This window comes from Pseudomonas sp. TH49 (genome assembly GCF_016650625.1).
Taxonomy (GTDB): domain Bacteria; phylum Pseudomonadota; class Gammaproteobacteria; order Pseudomonadales; family Pseudomonadaceae; genus Aquipseudomonas; species Aquipseudomonas fluorescens_H.
In genome coordinates this window covers 1,682,187-1,699,925 of sequence record NZ_JAEKFL010000002.1, presented here as the reverse complement: position 1 = coordinate 1,699,925, position 17,739 = coordinate 1,682,187, and the positions used below count along the sequence as shown (strand labels likewise).

General features: G+C 53.6%; 12 protein-coding genes and 2 pseudogenes. 7 read left to right on the top strand and 7 right to left on the bottom strand.

Features of this window, described 5'->3' with window-relative positions:
• The 4 genes and pseudogenes from JFU48_RS25005 to JFU48_RS24990 form a co-directional block, all read right to left on the bottom strand.
• Complete coding sequence (locus JFU48_RS25005; RefSeq protein WP_201138003.1) at window positions 1–837, bottom strand: ABC transporter permease; 837 nt, start codon at window positions 835–837, stop codon at window positions 1–3.
• Window positions 834–1,787, bottom strand: a complete 954-nt coding sequence (locus JFU48_RS25000) for an ABC transporter permease (RefSeq protein ID WP_201138002.1) — start codon at window positions 1,785–1,787, stop codon at window positions 834–836. The genes JFU48_RS25005 and JFU48_RS25000 overlap by 4 nt, the downstream gene beginning before the upstream one ends.
• 76 nt (window positions 1,788–1,863) lie before the next feature.
• Window positions 1,864–3,480, bottom strand: a complete 1,617-nt coding sequence (locus JFU48_RS24995; protein WP_201138530.1) for an ABC transporter substrate-binding protein — start codon at window positions 3,478–3,480, stop codon at window positions 1,864–1,866.
• 532 nt (window positions 3,481–4,012) lie between these two features.
• Window positions 4,013–4,591 (bottom strand): annotated as a pseudogene (locus JFU48_RS24990) (LysR substrate-binding domain-containing protein); the annotation flags it as partial.
• 1,664 nt (window positions 4,592–6,255) lie between these two features.
• On the opposite strand from JFU48_RS24990, the gene pstS reads away from it, so the two are divergent.
• From pstS to JFU48_RS24955, 7 genes and pseudogenes are all read left to right on the top strand, one after another.
• Window positions 6,256–7,287 (top strand): phosphate ABC transporter substrate-binding protein PstS, encoded by a 1,032-nt coding sequence (gene pstS, locus JFU48_RS24985; protein ID WP_201138001.1) that lies wholly within the window; start codon window positions 6,256–6,258, stop codon window positions 7,285–7,287.
• A gap of 72 nt (window positions 7,288–7,359) precedes the next feature.
• Complete coding sequence (gene pstC / locus JFU48_RS24980; RefSeq protein WP_201138000.1) at window positions 7,360–8,325, top strand: phosphate ABC transporter permease subunit PstC; 966 nt, start codon at window positions 7,360–7,362, stop codon at window positions 8,323–8,325.
• Entirely contained in the window at window positions 8,325–9,218 is an 894-nt protein-coding gene (gene pstA / locus JFU48_RS24975) for a phosphate ABC transporter permease PstA (protein ID WP_201137999.1), read from the top strand. Before pstC ends, pstA begins: the two co-directional genes overlap by 1 nt.
• A gap of 76 nt (window positions 9,219–9,294) precedes the next feature.
• Window positions 9,295–10,056: a phosphate ABC transporter ATP-binding protein PstB gene (gene pstB, locus JFU48_RS24970; RefSeq protein ID WP_242486706.1), complete on the top strand. Its 762-nt coding sequence runs from the start codon at window positions 9,295–9,297 to the stop codon at window positions 10,054–10,056.
• Window positions 10,057–10,146: 90 nt separating this feature from the next.
• Window positions 10,147–10,845, top strand: a complete 699-nt coding sequence (locus tag JFU48_RS24965) for a hypothetical protein (protein ID WP_201137997.1) — start codon at window positions 10,147–10,149, stop codon at window positions 10,843–10,845.
• A gap of 77 nt (window positions 10,846–10,922) precedes the next feature.
• Window positions 10,923–11,480 (top strand): hypothetical protein, encoded by a 558-nt coding sequence (locus tag JFU48_RS24960; RefSeq protein WP_201137996.1) that lies wholly within the window; start codon window positions 10,923–10,925, stop codon window positions 11,478–11,480.
• Between the two features lie 681 nt (window positions 11,481–12,161).
• Window positions 12,162–12,640, top strand: a pseudogene (locus JFU48_RS24955) (DDE-type integrase/transposase/recombinase); the annotation flags it as partial.
• 72 nt (window positions 12,641–12,712) lie between these two features.
• Here JFU48_RS24955 and JFU48_RS24950 read toward each other — a convergent pair.
• From JFU48_RS24950 to JFU48_RS24940, 3 genes are read right to left on the bottom strand one after another with little or no spacing between them, the layout of a single operon-like run.
• Complete coding sequence (locus JFU48_RS24950) at window positions 12,713–13,366, bottom strand: hypothetical protein (RefSeq protein WP_201137995.1); 654 nt, start codon at window positions 13,364–13,366, stop codon at window positions 12,713–12,715.
• Window positions 13,353–15,371: a site-specific integrase gene (locus JFU48_RS24945; protein ID WP_201137994.1), complete on the bottom strand. Its 2,019-nt coding sequence runs from the start codon at window positions 15,369–15,371 to the stop codon at window positions 13,353–13,355. The genes JFU48_RS24950 and JFU48_RS24945 overlap by 14 nt, the downstream gene beginning before the upstream one ends.
• A 5-nt stretch (window positions 15,372–15,376) precedes the next feature.
• Window positions 15,377–17,728: a hypothetical protein gene (locus tag JFU48_RS24940; protein WP_201137993.1), complete on the bottom strand. Its 2,352-nt coding sequence runs from the start codon at window positions 17,726–17,728 to the stop codon at window positions 15,377–15,379.
• Window positions 17,729–17,739: the final 11 nt, after the last annotated feature.

Below are 17,739 nucleotides of genomic sequence, written 5' to 3'. Positions count from 1 at the left end.
TCAACTCCTTGCGCCTTTCTGGGCGTGTTCGTCCAGACCGTCCGCCAACAGGCTCAAGCCCAGCATCAGGGTGGAGATGGCAATGCACGGGAAGATCACCAAGTGCGGGAAGGCGATGGCCATGCTGCGGCCTTCGTTGATCATGCCTCCCCAGTCCGGGGTTGGCGGTGGCAAGCCGAGGCCGAGGAAAGCGAGGGCGCCGATCATGATTGCGGTGTAGCCGATGCGCAGGCAGAAATCGACGATCAACGGCCCGCCGCAGTTCGGCAGGATTTCCACCAGCATGATCCGCAGCGCGCCTTCGCCCTGGGTGATGGCGCTGAGCACATAATCCCGGGAGCGGATGTCGATGGTCAGCGCGCGCATGATCCGGAAGATCGCCGGTGCGCTGGTAAAGGTCACCGCAATCAGGATGTTCAGCGCGGAAGCGCCGAGGGCAATGATGATCACGATGTACAACACCAGCACCGGGAACGACAGCACGGTGTCGGCGACATAGGACAACAGTCCATCGACCCGACCATTGAAATAACCGGCGCACAGGCCCATGGCGATGCCTACAGCAAACGCGGTCAGCGTTGCCAGGACCGACCAGAACAACACTGTGCGCGTGCCCCAGATCAGCCGCGACAGAATGTCCCGGCCGATCATATCGGTGCCCAGCAAGAAGCTCATGCCATTGCCATCCTGGCTCATCGGCGTCAGCAGCGGCGCGAAGCTTTCCAGTGGATCGTGGGGCGCCAGCCACGGCGCGAACAGCGCCATCAGCACCCAACCGCCGACCAGCAGCAAGCCGAGCAACGCCAAGGGATGTTTGAACGAGTTGAGGAAGTTCATTGGCTGCCTCCGCCAAGACTGCGCAGGGTGATGCGCGGGTTGAGCCAGGTGTAGGCCAGGTCGGAAAAAATTTTGGTCGCGCCAACCACGATGCCGCTGATCATCGCGCAGGCTTCGATCAAGTAAACGTCATGGTTCAGCGACGCGGTGTAGAGCAGCGAACCGAAGCCTTTGTAGGCGAAGAACACCTCGACCACGATCACGTTCGATAGCAGCCACGGGATGTACAGCATGATCACGGTGATCGGCGCGATGAGTACGTTGCGCAGCGCGTGACGCAGCACGATCCGTGAGGTCGACGCGCCTTTGAGGCGCGCGGTGCGGATGTACGGCGCCTGCATTACTTCGACCATCGAGGCACGGGTGATCCGTGCCAGGTAACCGATGCCGAACAGGCACAGCACCATCAGCGGCAGGGCCAACTCGGCGGCGTTGAAACCGTCGCTCATGCTGCTTACGCCCGGCAGCCAGTTGAGCCAGAACACGAAGATCGCCGAGACGAACACGGCACTGGCGAAGTCCGGAATCGAGGTGGTGACGATCGACAGGAACGACACCAGGCGGTCGATCGCCGAACCCTGGCGAATGCCGGCCAGAATGCCCAGGGTCAGGGCCACCGGCACCATCACCAACAGGGCCAGCCCGGCAAGGATTAATGTTTGCCCGAGGTTGGGCAGCAGCAGGTCGATCACCGGTTCACGAAAGTGCACCGAGGTGCCCCAGTCGCCGCTGACGAAATCCTTCAGCCACACCAGGTAGCGCCACAGGAACGGCTGGTTGTATCCATGCTCCACCAGCCACGCGGCGCGCTGGTCGGCGGCGGAGTAGGGGCCGAGGACGTTGATGGCTACGTCCTCGATGTTCAGTTCAAGGGCGACAAATACGATCAGCGACACCGACAACAACGTCGCGGCCAGCGCCAGTAATTTGCGTAACAGAAACTCGGCCATGCTTGCAGGCTCCGGCTGATCAAGGGATGCCGGCCCGCCACACCGTTCAGTGGGCGGGCGCGTGAGGGGCTGAGCGTTAGACGCTCAGCCAGACCTCATCCATTGGGTAGAAGTGCGATGGGTGGACCTTGAAGCCCTGGACCTTTTTGCTGGTGGCGGTGAAGTTGTCACCCCAGAACGGCTGCAACATGACGCAGGCGTCTTGCAGGATTCGCTCGACTTCTTCCATGGCCACGGCCCGCTGTTTCGGGTCGACAATCGCCATGGCCTTGTCCAGCGCGGCGTCGAAGGCCGGGTCGCTGTAATGGCTTTCGTTCCACGCCGCACCGCTGCGATAGGCCAGCTCCAGGGACATCACGCCCAGCGGGCGGTGGGCCCAGTACGTCAGGCTGAACGCTGCCTTGTTCCAGATCGGCCAGTATTGGGTGGCTGGAATGACTTTCAGGTTGATGCGGATGCCGGCTTCCAGGCAGTTTTGTTGCAGGATCTGCGCGCAGTCCTGTTCGTAGCGGCCCTGGGTGTTACCGACGATCAGGTCGACGTCGATGCCGTTCGGAAAACCTGCCTCGGCGAGAAGCTTCTTCGCCGCCGCCACGTCCCGGGTCCGTTTGGGCAGTGCAAAGTATTCCGGGTGCGACGGTGCGACGTGGTGGTCTTCGCCGAGCGTGCCCATGCCGCGATAGGCGATTTTCAGCATCTGTGCGTTGTCGGCGCAGAGCACCACCGCTTTACGAATGCGCAAATCGTCGAACGGTTTCTTGTCGCAAGCCATGCGCATGACGATGGTCTGCGCCGATTTGCAGGTCAGCAATTGCGCGCCCGGCAGGCGTTTGGCCAGATCGAGTTCCGCCACTGTCACCCGGTACAACACGTCCACTTGCCCGGCTTGCAGGGCCGCCAGATGGGAGGAAATGTCGGTGCCCATATCGACGTAGCGCAACTCGTCGAGGTTGGCCGGTTTGCCCCAGTAATCGGCGCGCTTGGCAAAGGTCGCCTGCTTATTGACGGCAAACGACACGAGCTTGAACGGACCGGTGCAGATGGGGTTTTTCGCCCAGTCATCCCCGGCCTTGAAGTTGCGGTGGACGATGGCGCAGGTGAAGGCGTTGAGCATTTCCGGGATCGCCAGCATCGGCCGCTTTAGCACAAGGCGGAATTGGAAGTCGCTGACTTTTTCGAAGGCCGTGATGTCCTGGAACGCGGTGCGGTTGACCGACTTCGAATCGGCGGCAGTCCAGCGCTCGATGTTGTGCTGTACGTCCTCGACATTGAAGGTGTCGCCGTTGCTCCATTTCACGTCCTGGCGCAGGTTGAAGGTCCAGGTCTTGAGGTCGTCCGACGGGCTCCAGCTTTCGGCCAGGTACGGGTGAGTGATGTTGTCGGAGTCCACCCAGGTCAAAAACTCTAGGGAGTTGCGCAGCAGGTTCGAGGCTTCGATCCAGGTGATCAGCATCGGGTCCTGGATTTCCTGGATGGCGCAGGCAAAGCGCAATGTACCGCCCTGGCGCGGCGGGATGGCTTCGGCAGCGTGGGCGGAATTGCCCAGCAGGGCGGAACCGAGGAAAGTGCTGGCGCTGGCGACAGTGATACCGAGGAGGGCAGCGGTACGCAAAAATTGTCGGCGGTTGATTTCGCCACTTTGGATCTGGACACATAGATCGTTTACGGCCGGATGTGCTGAGGTGCCATCCAGTCTCGGAGATAATAAGCGATCAGCGAACGCTTGGCGTGTTTGGTCGCTGAGAGGGTCGATCAGAATGTTTTGAGTTGCGTTCACTGGTGAAGCTTCGAAACCTTCACCAATGTACAGGTCGAGTTCTTTCATGCGTCATTACTCTTCAGGGAAATTTTGGGCAATCAGAAGTGCACACGGACCGTAATGGTGGTGTGGCCTATGCTATCGATCGAAGAGCGCTGGACGCGAAGGAGGGGATTGATCATGGGCGCAAATGCTCGATTTTATTGTTGGTGAGCTGTATTTGCGATTTTTAACACTGGCGGTTAGCGGGGCTGTAGTTATTAAAAGTCATAGGGCTATGATTTAAAGTCATAGCTATAAAATTAAAAGCGAACGCTTAGTCACTTCTTACTCGGTGTGTTGCGCCTATTAAAGGTCTTGGCATCCGGACTGAGTTGAACAAACCATTCATTGAGCGAGGTAACATTCGAAAAATACAGATTACATACAATCCCCTGTAGAAGCTGACACAGGGGTTTTGCGGTGACTAGACAACAGCGGTGGAGGGTTCGAGTTGGTGTTGCGCGAGCGAGATCTCTTCCTGCAACCACTGGCTGAACACCTGCAATCGCGGCATCTGCGTCTGTTCCGGCCCGGTCACTAGCCAGTACGATTGGTGCCCTTCTACATGCACGTTGAGCACTGGGTCAACTGCCCACCGGTCAGCTCAGAGGCAACCATGCCCCACTCGGCTATGGGGATGCACAAACCATCGGTGGCCGACGAATCGCCAAGTCCAGCGGGTCGAACTGATAACCGCCCAGGATATCGACGCCGCTGATTTTCGCCGAGTGCAGCCAGCGTTTCCAGTTCCGTTAGCGCTGGTTTTCCCGGGCCAGTACGCGCTGCAAGGTCAGGCGATGGAGGTCAATGCCCTCCTTACTCCCCTCGCGCGCGTATCGTCGGCGCGCACCGCGATGCGCCGTTCCTGGATCAGCAGCGAGCTGTCCCGGCCATCCCAATCGCCATCGCCGAAACGAATAGCGCAGTCCAGCGTGCTGGTTTCCGCGAGGCTGTCCTGCAGGCGAGTGGTGATGTTCAACTCCAGTTCCGGATGTTTCTCTGTAGATGCGTCGATTTTCCCTAACTTGACCTCGGGCAATACTCACGCCTCGGTGCTGATGGTGGCAGAGAAGGGCGCCGATCTAATTTTGCGGGACGCCTGAATTTGTTGCATATTTTATTAAAAAATTTAGCTTTATTGCGGGAAAGGTTTACCCCTAATCTATAGGGGGTGAATATCCCACTGACGCTTGTAAAATCACGATTTCACCGAAGCCATTGGGGCACTCGGCTTCGGTGGGTCTGCGCTATCACGTGCGGGCGCCCAACTCGGCAGGAGCCAAAACGATAAACACGACGAATTGGCATTCTCGCTGATCTCCATAATATTATTCACGGCTTAAAATGCATAGCAGAGGTCACAGTTAATGGCTTTGATTTGCTAGCGATTAGTACACATAGTCTGCCATCTGATTAAGTAGGAGAAAGTCATGAATGATCTGAATTAAATCGTCAGAAACTACCGCATCCTCGCCGATTAAATTTCGACGATTAAAAATACGTCTCTGGCTGAAGACCCGGTTTTTTGGAGCAACTCCTAACGCTACATGAGGCATTGCTCAAACAGGGTGCCCATTTAAAGGAGTTACTAATGGTCGCTAAAAGTCAAGATGTAGCTGGTCTAGCTCGGCCAGTATTGCGTCTAGTGGAACGCTAGATAACCATAGTGACTATGGTTTGTACTGGCCGTGATAATCTATTTTAAGCGCTTATTCGTTATGCTTACGCCTGATCTTGGTATACAGAAATTATTGACCTACTTCTGCTCAATCAACAACCAAGCGTCGACATAGAGTGTTTTCTGACCAACGACATCTACCCCAAAGCGCCGAGATGGTTCCGAAGGTGGGCAAATCGATTAATCGAGACTTCACATCGGTTGATGCCAAAGCGTCAGTCAGCTCAATGCCGTAAGTACGTCAGTGCCTGTTTCTCTTAGCTGCCCAGCGGTTACTTCATCAAAGAAAGCTGGCTTCGGTTCAGTAATAATCCAATCCGCGAAATGCATTATGACATTAACCACAGCTGGCGTTAGGAAGTGCGTTCGTCGCCTAGACATAGGAATGGAAGAATGCATCGGCGCCTCGACACTCAAGGTAACGGCGATACCGTCCCCGGCGAGCCAGTTGTGCAATCGTAAATATAATGCAATCGCGGCGTATCTACAGACGTTCTAGTTATGGAGTCTAGTCGTTATTATTATTATCCTGACGACCGGGTAACGCGAAGATGTGATCTTAACCCGCGCCCCAATAGCTTGGGCGGGTTTGGCACTCTGTAGCCACAAGGACCACTCGTTGTCCAGCGACAGCAGTGGTTGCTGGCGCAGTTCAACTGGATTCGACCGCGCCAGTTCAATGACGGATTGGCACCGGCGCAGTCGAAAAAACTAACGTCTTGCCCGGGATTTGTTGAGAACAACAAAGCAGCCTGTGCGCGGCATGCCGGGGAAAGATAAGCACCTGCGAGGAATTGAAAGGGGTGGGGAAGACCTGTAGGGAGCAGCGATAGTGTTCATGTGATGTGTCGTTCATTCGCGAAAAATATTATGCGTTATTTTGAAATAAGGGTGTTGCGCGGTTGACGCGATCTTCCCACGCAGCATTCATGAAAATTACATAATTTTTGTGCACAGTTCGGGGCCCGTTTTAACAATGAGTTCCTTCGATGAAAAGTTTGATGAAGTCTGCTGCGCTCGCTATTACGGTTTCTCTTTGTGCCACCTCAGTGTCTTTCGCTGTAGAAAACGTTCGCCTGACCGGTTCCGGCGCCAGCTTTCCAGCGCCGATCTACCTCACCTGGTTCAAGGATTTCAGCAAAAAATCCGAGGGCGTTATCGTGGACTACCAGTCCAAAGGCAGCGGCGCGGGTGTGCAGGACTTTCTGAACAAAACCGTTGATTTCGCGGCCAGTGACTCGGCAATGAAAGACGACGACATTGCCAAGGTTGCCGAAGGCGCGCAGTTGTTGCCGATGACTGCGGGTGAAATCGTGCTGGCTTATAACCTGCCGGGCAGCCCTAAAGGGCTCAAACTGCCACGCGACGTTTACTCCAACATCTTCCTGGGCAAGATCACCGTGTGGAACGATCCGAAAATCGTCGCGGCCAACCCGGAACTGAAACTGCCCGCTACGCCGATCACCGTTGTTGTGCGTGCGGACTCCAGCGGTACTACCGCGGTATTCACCAAACACCTGGCGGCAATAAACCCTGCGTTCAAACAGGACTTGGGTGAAGGCAACACCGTCAACTGGCCAGCCAGCGACAAATTCATCAAATCGCCGAAGAACGATGGTGTGACCGCCACCGTACGCCAGACCCCGGGAGCCATCGGCTACATCGAATACGGCTTCGCCAAACTGGCCAAGGTCGACTTTGCCCAATTGCAGAACAAGGCCGGTCAGTACGTCGTGCCAAATGCTGAAAGCGGCGCAGAGGCGTTGGCTGCGGTGAAGATGCCAGAAAGCCTGGTGGCCTGGCTGCCTGATCCGGACGGTGCCAAGTCCTACCCGATCACTTCCTACACCTGGATGATCTTTCGCAAGAAAAACGAGAGCCCGGCCAAGGCCAAAGCCATGCGTGAAATGGTCGAATACAGCCTGACCGAAGGTCAGAAAATTGCCGATTCGATGGGCTACATCCCCCTGCCGAAAGCGGTCGTCGATCAGGTACGCAAAGCTTCTGCCAACATCCAGTAACGCTCGCGGGGACTCTTTCGGCGTGTGCGTCAGCCACGCCGGGCGAGTGACCCCCAGCTCCGGAATTAGCTCATGAACAAACCTTTTGTCGTACCGGTTAATCCGGACTCTGCCTGCAAGCCGCCTTCTGCGAAGGATTTTCTGGTTGATCGCACCTTCCGTGCACTTGCGCGCGTGAGCGTGACTCTAGTTCTGGCACTGGTTTTTGCCCTGGTATTCGAAGTCGGGCGCAAGGCAATCCCAGGTATGGAAAAGCACGGGCTGGACGTCATTTTCGGATCCGTCTGGGACGTTAACCAAGGCAAGTACGGGATTCTGCCGGCCGTTTGGGGCACGCTCTACAGCGCCCTGATCGCGCTGCTGATCGCAGGCTTTTTCGGCGTCAGCATGGCAATTTTCCTGACCCAGGATTTCCTGCCGGCCAAGCTTGCCGCGGTTTTTCGCACCATCGTCGAATTGCTCGCCGCGATCCCCAGCGTCGTTTACGGCCTGTGGGGGATCTACGTAGTGATCCCGGCCATCCGCCCCGTCGCGGACTGGTTCCACAGCGAACTGGGCTGGATACCTTTTTTCGGCACTAGCTTAAGCGGACCGGGGCTGTTACCCGCAGCGCTGGTACTTGCCATCATGATTCTGCCGACCATTGCCGCCGTTTCGCAGGATGCCCTCACGGGCGTACCGATGAAAACCAAGCAGGCTGCGTACGGCATGGGTACCACGCATTGGGAAGCGATTCTCAAGGTGATGGTGCCCTCCGCCGCCACCGGCATTTTTGGCTCGCTGGTACTGGGCCTCGGTCGCGCATTGGGTGAAACGATGGCCCTGGCGATGCTGGTCGGCAACGCGAACAACATTTCCCTTTCTCTGTTTGCACCGGCCAATACGCTGGCGGCCTTGTTGGCGCTGAACTTCCCCGAAGCGGGGCCGAACGAGATCGAGGTCTTGATGTATGCCGCACTGGTACTGATGTTGATCACCCTGATCGTGAACGTCATCGGTTCCATGATCATGGTCTATGCCCAGCGGGGGACCAAATAATGACTGACCTCAGTTCTGCTGCAGTCGCTTTGCCGAGCCTGCAGCGCAAGTTCGAAGGCCGCGCTTTGCGCAGCCTGGTGTTGACCACGCTGGTCTGGAGCGGTGCTCTGCTGGCCAGCGTGCCGCTGATTTCCGTGCTCTACATGCTGATCACTCGCGGTGGTGCTCGCCTCAGCCTGGAGGTGTTGACCGAGCTGCCGCCGACGGGTTTCGAGACGGGCGGCGGCTTCGGCAACGCGATGGTCGGCACCTTTGTCATGGTCGATATCGCAGCCGCCATCGCGGTGCCGGTCGGCATCATGGCCGCGATCTTTCTGGCCGAGCTGGGGCCGGATAGCAAGCTGGCCAACGCTGCGCGCTTCGCCGCCAAGATGCTCACGGGTCTGCCTTCGATTCTGGCCGGTGTGTTTGCCTACGCACTTGTGGTAATGACGACCGGTACCTACTCCGCACCAGCGGGCGGCGTAGCACTGGCCGTGCTGATGTTGCCGATCGTCATGCTGACGGCTGAAGAGTCGATGCGAATGGTGCCCAAGATCATGAAGGACGCCGCGTACGGTATGGGCTGCACCCGCTCGCAGGTGATCTGGAAAATCGTATTGCCAACCGGCCTGCCGGCGATCCTGACTGGCGTCATGCTGGCCGTGGCGCGCGCAGCGGGCGAAACCGCGCCGCTGTTGTTTACTGCGCTGTTCAGTAACTACTGGATCTACCACGAAGGCAGTCTGGCGGTCATGAATCCGACGGCATCGCTTGCCGTACTGATTTACAACTTCTCCGGCATGCCCTTCGATAACCAGCTCGAGCTCGCATGGGCGGCCTCGCTGGTGCTCGTGATGATCGTGCTGGTCGTGAATATTGTCAGCCGTATTTTCGGCAAGCCCAAGTATTGAGAATGGGAGCTCCTGAATTTTGAAACTATCAATTGCGCAAAAAGACGCTCCGCTCGCCACCCAGGCACCTGTCGTCATGGACTGCAAGCTGGACAAGATTTTCTACGGTAACTTCATGGCGGTCCGTGACAGCCATGTGCCGATCGAAAAAAACAAGATCACCGGATTCATCGGTCCGTCCGGCTGCGGCAAAAGCACCGTGTTGCGCAGCCTCAATCGGATGAACGATCTGGTAAAGGGTTTCCGGTTCGAGGGACATGTGCATTTCCTCGGGCAGGACGTCTATGGCAAGGGCGTTGACCCCGTGGTCGTGCGCCGCTATATCGGCATGGTGTTCCAGCAGCCGAACCCGTTTTCGATGAGTATTTTCGACAACGTCGCGTTTGGCCTGCGCCTCAATCGCTACCAGGGCGATCTGGGTGACCGCGTGAAGCACGCCCTGCAAGGCGCCGCGCTGTGGGATGAAGTCAAGGACAAGCTCAAGGTCAGCGGCCTGTCCCTGTCCGGCGGTCAGCAACAACGCCTGTGCATCGCCCGCGCCATCGCCACCGAACCGGAAGTCCTGTTGCTGGATGAGCCGTGCTCGGCACTCGACCCGATTGCCACGCGCCGTGTCGAGGAATTGATGGTTGAGTTGAAGAAGGATTACACCATCGCTCTGGTCACCCACAATATGCAGCAGGCCATCCGTGTCGCTGACACGACGGCCTTCTTCTCGGTGGATATTTCCCAGGGCACGCGCACCGGCTATCTGGTCGAGATGGGCCCGACTACCCAGATTTTCGACAGTCCGCGTGAACAAATGACAAGCGATTACATCAGCGGTAAATTCAGCTAGCCCACAACCTCCGGTCAAGACCGAACGGCCAAATGACATTACGTGCATTGGCCGTTTTGCCGTCTCACTCCTTTCTCGTCAGGATTAACAATGTCTGCAAAGCGTCGTCTTGATTTGCGAGCGATTGAAGGTGCTCTGCGTAAGGTGCAGGGCCGCTTCGCCGAGCTCAGCAGGCACTTTACCGAGCCACGTGATCCCTTCACTGACGAAGTACTGCAGAACATGCTTGATGGCTACGCCTTGTTGGATGACTATGTCGCCAGTGGTGTCGACCTGTTCGATCTTCAGCAGGTCAATCTGATGCTGGAGATCAATGCTGCGGTGCTTTGCGGTCGAGATCCGGCACGTCGACTTGAATTCGCTCATCACCTTGCAGCCACCGAAGCCCACTTCTTCAACAACGTAGAGGGTGGAATCAAGGACTTGTATAACTGGTATTGCGCGTATCGCAGTGAATCAGTCTGGAAGCGTGCGGCCGGTGTTTATGTTCGAATTCTGAGCAAGCCGCAGTTATTCATTGAAGGCAATAATCGCAGTGGATCGCTCATCGTCAGCTATTTGCTCATGCGCGCGGGGCTGCCTCCGTTCGTGCTGACGCTGGAAAATGCTGAGGGTTACTTCAACCCGTCGTCGGTCATCCGCAACTCTGCCAAACACGGTGTAAAGGCGTTGTACGAATTACCTAAAATCAAGAAAAAATACGCAGCCTTTCTGGAAAAGCAGGCCCCCGATCCCATGGAGTTTTTCCTGAGCGACACACCCTTGCCTGTCTATCAGGGGCGCCCGTGATGAGAAGGTATGCAGCGTTGGAAAAATTCCGGACTCGCGCAAGTCAGGTATGGCAAGCGACCAAGTGTCTTGTACCGATGCACGGGTTCGGGCGTCAGCAGATACGTATTTCATTTGATATAGATGACACGCTGGCCTGTCAGCTCCACCACTGCGAAGTCGAGCAAAGCAGGCTCCCGGCCTGTGTTCATCGCTGGCTGGGCGAGCCGCTGCGGATTGGGACACGCTCCCTGACCCGGGAGTTACGTCGCCAGGGGTGCAGCATCTGGGTCTACACGTCATCCGGTCGGACGCCGTCCTACATCAGGCGCTGGCTGTTGCTGTACGGGATCCGCGTCGACGGTGTGGTCAACAGTGTTGGGCATACTCACGCGCTGACGGCGCGCGGGCTCTCAAACTCACCCTCAAAATTTCCGCCCGCATTCGGTATCGACTTGCATGTCGACGATTCCGAGGGCGTGCAAATTGAGGGTTATGATCACGGTTTTCGTGTGATTGTCGTGCATCCTGAAGATGAGCGCTGGGCGCAGAGGGTCCTGGATGCAGTAGCTGAAGTCCAAGGACAGTTAGCTTGGCAGCAACCGCTCAAACATGTGTATATGAAAGCAAATCCAAGCGAGGGCATTCAGCTTTAGAGAAAAAACTTCATGGCATCAGTAGCGCCTCGTGGATTTCAATAGAGGGAATGGTCTCTTCCCTGCGTCTGCTGGCAAGCCAGACTCTCATTTTCCTCACATCAAAAATTTGCCCTTGCTCCATCAGTGTTGACACTAGCGCATCTGATACTCGATAGCGGCCACAGGCGGGACAATCTCTCTCCTCCCACGGACCCTGGCACCGAATTTGCTTGGCGACACCTGCACAAATAAGACAGCTCATGGGATCACCATTGTTTTTTATAGTCTGTACCTGATCCGTCGTTTTTTCTAGCAGCTTCCATCTGATAAATCATGGTGCGTTTAAATTACCAAGCAACCGCAACAGGCTGTCTAAACCCAAAATTTATCGTGATGTCTAAGGAAGCCTTCAGGAGTATCAAATACTTTGTACGGATCGCCGGGGGCGGCAGATTCGCCGAGGTCGCTCGATGCTAAAGCGATACCAACTGTGGGACCAAGACTTTCGCCAATCCGAAGGTGCGCCTCGGAGTGCGGCTGCTCAGTGCAGCACCATGGAAACTCCTCTAGCAGTAACCATATATCACGACGTAAAACATTGCACACATGGTACCTATGCGGGCCTTTAACGTTCCCGCGGGACGGCTGGCTGATTCCATTTTTAATGGAAAGAATTCCAATCGTAGTGAAAATTCACGCTACGCCCAGTATCTCAGACACCGAACTCCGGACGTTGCGCGGCTTCGGCTGCGCAGTCGGTTCAATGAACTATTCACGCAAAGTCGCAGTGCTGCGGGCAGTCGCAGTATCTTGTCGATGATGCGTGAATACGGTGAGCAACTGGGGCGGTTCATGGTTCGCAGACTGATGCGCGAGCTTGACCTCGTCAGTAAACAGCCCGGATCTCAAACCTACAAACGAGCGACGGTTGAACGGTTGTATATCCCGAACATCTTGAATCGGGATTTCGATGTTCCGGCACCCAACCATGTGTGTGCGGCGACATCACCTACATCTGGGCCTAGGGGAAATAGCATTACCTGGCTGTCGTGCTGGATCTTTGTATATGCCCGGTGGTGGGCTGGGCGTTGTCGGAAAAGCCGGACGCCGAACTGGTGATCAAGGCGTTGGATATGGCCTACGAGCAGCGTGGAAGATCTTCGGATCTGCTGTTCCACTAGGGTCAAGGGTCGCTGTATACACTTAGGCGCATCGGCGAGGACGCTATTTGACAACCTAACTGCACTCGATCAGGAAGGGCGTTTATTGGGAATGAGTGCAGCTTTACGTTGTTGAGTGAGATCGTTAAGCGATTGCAGATATTTTTGTTCCAGTGCGATATAGGCGCAATGCCATTTTTGTGCGCGGGCTTCGGCGCTAGCTTCTCGCTCGGATGCTTGGATTAACTCTACTTTTAATTGGCTGATTTGAGCGACCATGTCCGCATGTGAAGAAACCAGTTCGCTATCGATCAACTGTCGACAAAGAATACTGATGGACTCTCTTTGAAATGATTTCGAGTAAAGCTCTAATTCTCGGATACGTTCAAGAAGATTGTCGCGCTTCAACTTTCCCGTTTGTTTCAGATGCGATGTCTTGGCGTTATTTTCTAGCGCTTTGGCTTCCAGTATTTCATTGGCGGTCGCGATCCACGCGTAAAGCTCCGGCGTCTTGGTTTTATGGATATACTTTTCATTGAACCCAGCACGTTTTGCAATTTGTGTGCGGACTAACTTTCGCTGCCGTAAAGGAATGTCTGAAAAAGCAGAGCCAAGTGCCTGTATGATCTCTTCAAACCGGGCTTTGGCGACCTCGTAAATTGTTTTTTCTCCGGGTGAAACGGATGCAAGCCAAAGTGGCACATAGTTGAGGTCTTTTTTTTCAACCAGCTCAAAGCTCTTCATGTTTGTAGCCTTCTGCCCCTATCATTTTCAACATCGCCTCTGCACGTTTGAGCTCCTCATGGCATGCGTTGAGGAGAGGAGTGATGCCGAGCCTTTTGTATGTTTTCTGTTGTTCGAGGATGCTTTGTCCAATGCGAATAATGTCTTGGCGTTGAGAACCTATGCTGAGCAGGTGTGGGCACCCACTACATACAGTCATGCTGGCCTCCTCCAGTCGAGGGGCTCCGGTTAGCTTGTCGCCGCAATTCGCTTTTGTCACGGTCTGGAAGCGAAGCGCGCAAAAGCCATATTCCATTGCTTTGATTTCACCTGTGAATTCAGTGTTGATCCACTTGCTCAATTCTCCTTGCAACTCGTCTTCAGGCAAGAACTTGATATCTTGCACCTTTTTCTTGATCGCAATGCCGATGGGACCAAACAAATCCTCGCTACCACTCAGCCAGTTCAATCCTAGCTCCTCTAAATAATTTCTGCCCATTTGCGCCTGTGTGTATGTTTCGCCGATATGAATTTTTCCGAACGTGTACAGACTCGTCATAAAAGACTTGTAGTGATGGCGAAAATGGCGGCGAATAAGCTCCGGAACATTTCCGTCGAAACGGCGTAAAGCAAATTCTGCGAATGCATGTCGAAAACGATGGGGGGTGATATTGATATTGTTGAGCTCGGTCTCAAGTCCTGGATGGATTTTTAAAAACCGCTTGGCTATGTAATTTTTCAGAATGTATCGAGCATTCTGTTCGTTCACCAGGTTTGTCATGTTGGGTTGAGGTAAATCCTCGTTGCTGCGGCTAACAAACATACCCCTCGGGGCGCTGAATAAAGGCAATTTGAGATCCCGTTTATTTTCTAGACTCAGCCGCTCAAGGATGCTGACGACGTCGGCCGCCAGACCGTGCACTGAGCGAATAGTCGGAATCCCATGATTTGTTTTACACATCAGGGAGCGAAAGTAGTACGCACCATCTGTACGTTCTATCAAATCACTGACGAGCAGATGTTCCAATTCGCTGCGACGAGCCCCAGTGACGCAAGCAAAAATGATGTAACCGGCTTCGTATACGCAGTGAAGGTGCCTGGAGAGTCCTCGGGCACCCTTAAATGGCCAGCGTTGTAACGGCAGCTCGTCTGTCGAAGACACCTGGCATTCTGCAACGCAGTATTCTGGAAGTACGCAGACTATGGATTTGGATTTTTTCCTAAAGCGTTTTGACTCCTCGCTCAAAAAGTACCGCTGAATTCGGTCGAGTGAACTGGCGCGAGGAACATTTTTTTGTATGGTTTTGTCTACAGTAAACGGCTCGCTTTTTGCAGCCAGATTTTTTTGATATTCAAAAAAAGCCAGCAAGTATTTGGTCTCGTCAGAGTGCATGACGGCAATCGCATCACTTAACAAAAGAATCAGCAAAGACATGGGCATTCCACCCAAATTCGATCCTGCCACCCAGGTGATATAGTCCTTGTCCGTCGAGGCGATCGCTTCTTCGGCTAATACCAGGCACCTGTCCAGCGATGGCATTACGCTAAACCCATCGCTGACTCGTCGAGATAGAAATAAATCGCGCAGCTTAAAGCATGTATTGACTGTCATTTGGTAGGTTGAAAAGGCAATGAGTTGTCCATCGTCATAGTAACCTTTCAACATGCTCAAAAGCATTTTCTCGATTGATTCGATGGGCAGTTCGCGAATGTGAGTAAAGTGTTCTTGTGTCAGGATGGCGTGCAAGACCTTGATGGTCCTTTTCACACGAAACATTGACCATTCTGAGCAGATCAGCGATCTATCCTTATCTTCCTTGCAGTAGCTCAAGACAAGCTCTTTGGCGATAGCGGCTAGGTGTGCACTCACGTTTAGTTCGGCGAAATCGAAGGTGTACGATTCGCCGTTCAGCCCACGTAGCGCCCATGCCGCGGACAGAAATAAAGGCTCGTCAGTCCGGGAGGTAGTGCTCGTACCTTCAGGAGTCTTTGGCTCATGGGGAGGGTGTAGAGAATGTTTAGGCATTTTTTCTAAACCGTCAGGTCGGCAAAATCAAACTGAAAGTGCCCGTATTGCTCTATGGCTTGTCGACGAATTTTGGGGTCGAAATTATTGAGAATACTTTTGTAAAAAATCAGCAATGCGATTGATCTTTTTACGCGCAGCGGGTTGCTGGAGATCAAGGTTTCTATCTGTGATTCAAGGTGCTTTATCTTCGAGTCAAGGAGGGCCGCGATCAATGGGATTTTAATGATGAAGGTGTGCCCGTCTTTTGAGAATAACCCGACTTTATCAATGGAATAGTTTTGTAGTTCGGCTTGTTCGAATATAAGAGTCGCTGATTTTATGTTGCCAGGTGAGTTGACCGTCTTGATATGAAGTAATTGATCTACTTCTCCTAAAGAAAGCAGGTGAGTGGATTCGGTCATATGCCCTGCCAGTGTGTTGGCCATCAGGTACATTTCGGCTCCCACCAGCTCGCCAAATCGATCATCTGCCTGCAGTTTTATCCGGCATTGAGAAAAGTCTGCATACGCAGCTTCTGTGCTGGTGTTGTGGCGCATTCTACGGGCATGAATATCACGGTGAATATTCTTGAGTCCACGAAGGTTCACCGACATGTTCGGTGAGCGAGTCATGTTGTTGAGTGTTGCTCTGGCGTTTTCGGCGTCATTCCCCAAGACACAGCTCTGTGCGATGTTTTGCGGCGATAGGTAGATTGAGCTGGGCCGGTTGACTTGGCTTGTTTTTGTTTGACTTGGATTGTCACCGCTTTCGGTTTCTTCTGAGGCCTTGGCCGGTCTCTGCTCTATTTTTTGCCTCGTGCGAGAGCGTGAGAAATCGGCATTAAGCGTATAAGCATTCAGTAAGCAATCCAGGAAATGATCGGCTTGACCTGCCGTCTGCGCATTACCGCAGAACCTGAAGTAGGCGGCTTGTGTTTCAGAGCCTCGCACCACCATGGGTAGAAACATGAGGGCAGAATGTTTGTTGTGGTGAATCGCAAAGTGATGATATTTAATATTGGGAATAAACAGTGCATTGTCCTGCACGCCGCCCGATTGTAAAAGCCCTTGCGTGTAGGCAAAGCACAAGTCTTTTTTATACCGTGAGATGGCGTCGAATGCCGGTTGTGTTTTTGAGTAGACGCATGATACGGTGGTGTTGTTTCGACCCTTGAATGTGGAAATGTGAAGCTTCCCACTCCCTTCGATAAATTCAACATCCGATAGTCGAATACGTTCGAGATTGCTTTGTTGGACTCTCTCTGAAGCCAGCAGCCACGCCATGGCGATCTGTTCTTCGAGGGATGGGATAAGCAAGCCGAGTGGTGTAAAGATTTTCTTCGGGTCGAAGAACTCGCGTTTCGTATTAACCTTGATCGTACGCCGGTATGCCAGTCCCTCGGTGTTGATAAAGGAGTTTAATAAATTTACGGTGTGTTCTCTGTTCCACTCCATGTACTCGATCGCTGGATTTGGAAACTCCAGGCTGAGGTTGTTGGTGAACCGTTTGAATTTTTCATCGCCGTGACCTCCCAAAATTTTTAGTATTCCGTTAAAGAATACGGTTTCGAGGTAAAGCGGGGAGGGGATTGATCTCGCAGATCTCAGCATCATGGCATAGACCTTGCGCCCGATGCGCTTTTTGTCTTTTCGGTTGTTGTTTGTGCTCACCGGCTCACTCAAAATCCACTTTGAGTTATTGTCCTTGGCCAGTGACAGCAGCCACTGGTAATCAGCAGGGCAGTTTTCCTTGAATTGCTCTCTGATGAGTGAACACTCTGTTAAGAACCAGGCACAAAATAGCTTGAGCGACATCAGTATTTCGATTTCGCTGCAGTTGACGCCGAATTTATCTGCCACCCCCTTACGGCTTTCCTGTTTTTCGGGTTGTGCGATGTAAGGCCAGCTTTCTAAGATGGCGTGAGTCCGCTGCCAATCTTCAATGGTTAAATTCACAACGTCGCTGCATTTTGCGGACAGGGTGCTCTTCAACAAAACTTTTAAATTGGTCAAATGGTTGAAAATGGTGAATTCAGAAAAATTCATTTCAATAAGATAACATATAAATTTCTGACCGGTGTCGAGCGGCAGTCTAGGGTCTTCATCGTTTTGCAGTTGATTGCTTGGCTCGCTGAAACAGTCAAGAAAATGTGACAGGGTATGGAAGTACGTCTGAAACCGCTGAGTCGAAATCGTTCTGTAGAAATAATACGAATTGACTAGTTCGCGCATGGCTTCAATCGTAGGGTCAGATTTTAATGGCAGTGGAATCTCGATGCGGCGGCTTTCCCGGTTATCTTTAATCAGTAAAAAAGCATTTGTTTCTGTGGTTAATGGGTAAATATTTTGGTGAGAGAGTTGACTGAGGTGCGTCATGGCTTTTTTCC

What these genes read in the sequence shown, in the direction of transcription:
- JFU48_RS25005 (WP_201138003.1), bottom strand. Translation starts at nt 837, where the DNA reads ATGAACTTCCTCAACTCGTTCAAACATCCCTTGGCGTTGCTCGGCTTG.
- JFU48_RS25000 (WP_201138002.1), bottom strand. Translation starts at nt 1,787, where the DNA reads ATGGCCGAGTTTCTGTTACGCAAATTACTGGCGCTGGCCGCGACGTTG.
- pstS (WP_201138001.1), top strand. Translation starts at nt 6,256, where the DNA reads ATGAAAAGTTTGATGAAGTCTGCTGCGCTCGCTATTACGGTTTCTCTT.
- pstC (WP_201138000.1), top strand. Translation starts at nt 7,360, where the DNA reads ATGAACAAACCTTTTGTCGTACCGGTTAATCCGGACTCTGCCTGCAAG.
- pstA (WP_201137999.1), top strand. Translation starts at nt 8,325, where the DNA reads ATGACTGACCTCAGTTCTGCTGCAGTCGCTTTGCCGAGCCTGCAGCGC.
- pstB (WP_242486706.1), top strand. Translation starts at nt 9,295, where the DNA reads ATGGACTGCAAGCTGGACAAGATTTTCTACGGTAACTTCATGGCGGTC.
- JFU48_RS24965 (WP_201137997.1), top strand. Translation starts at nt 10,147, where the DNA reads ATGTCTGCAAAGCGTCGTCTTGATTTGCGAGCGATTGAAGGTGCTCTG.
- JFU48_RS24960 (WP_201137996.1), top strand. Translation starts at nt 10,923, where the DNA reads ATGCACGGGTTCGGGCGTCAGCAGATACGTATTTCATTTGATATAGAT.
- JFU48_RS24950 (WP_201137995.1), bottom strand. Translation starts at nt 13,366, where the DNA reads ATGAAGAGCTTTGAGCTGGTTGAAAAAAAAGACCTCAACTATGTGCCA.
- JFU48_RS24945 (WP_201137994.1), bottom strand. Translation starts at nt 15,371, where the DNA reads ATGCCTAAACATTCTCTACACCCTCCCCATGAGCCAAAGACTCCTGAA.
- JFU48_RS24940 (WP_201137993.1), bottom strand. Translation starts at nt 17,728, where the DNA reads ATGACGCACCTCAGTCAACTCTCTCACCAAAATATTTACCCATTAACC.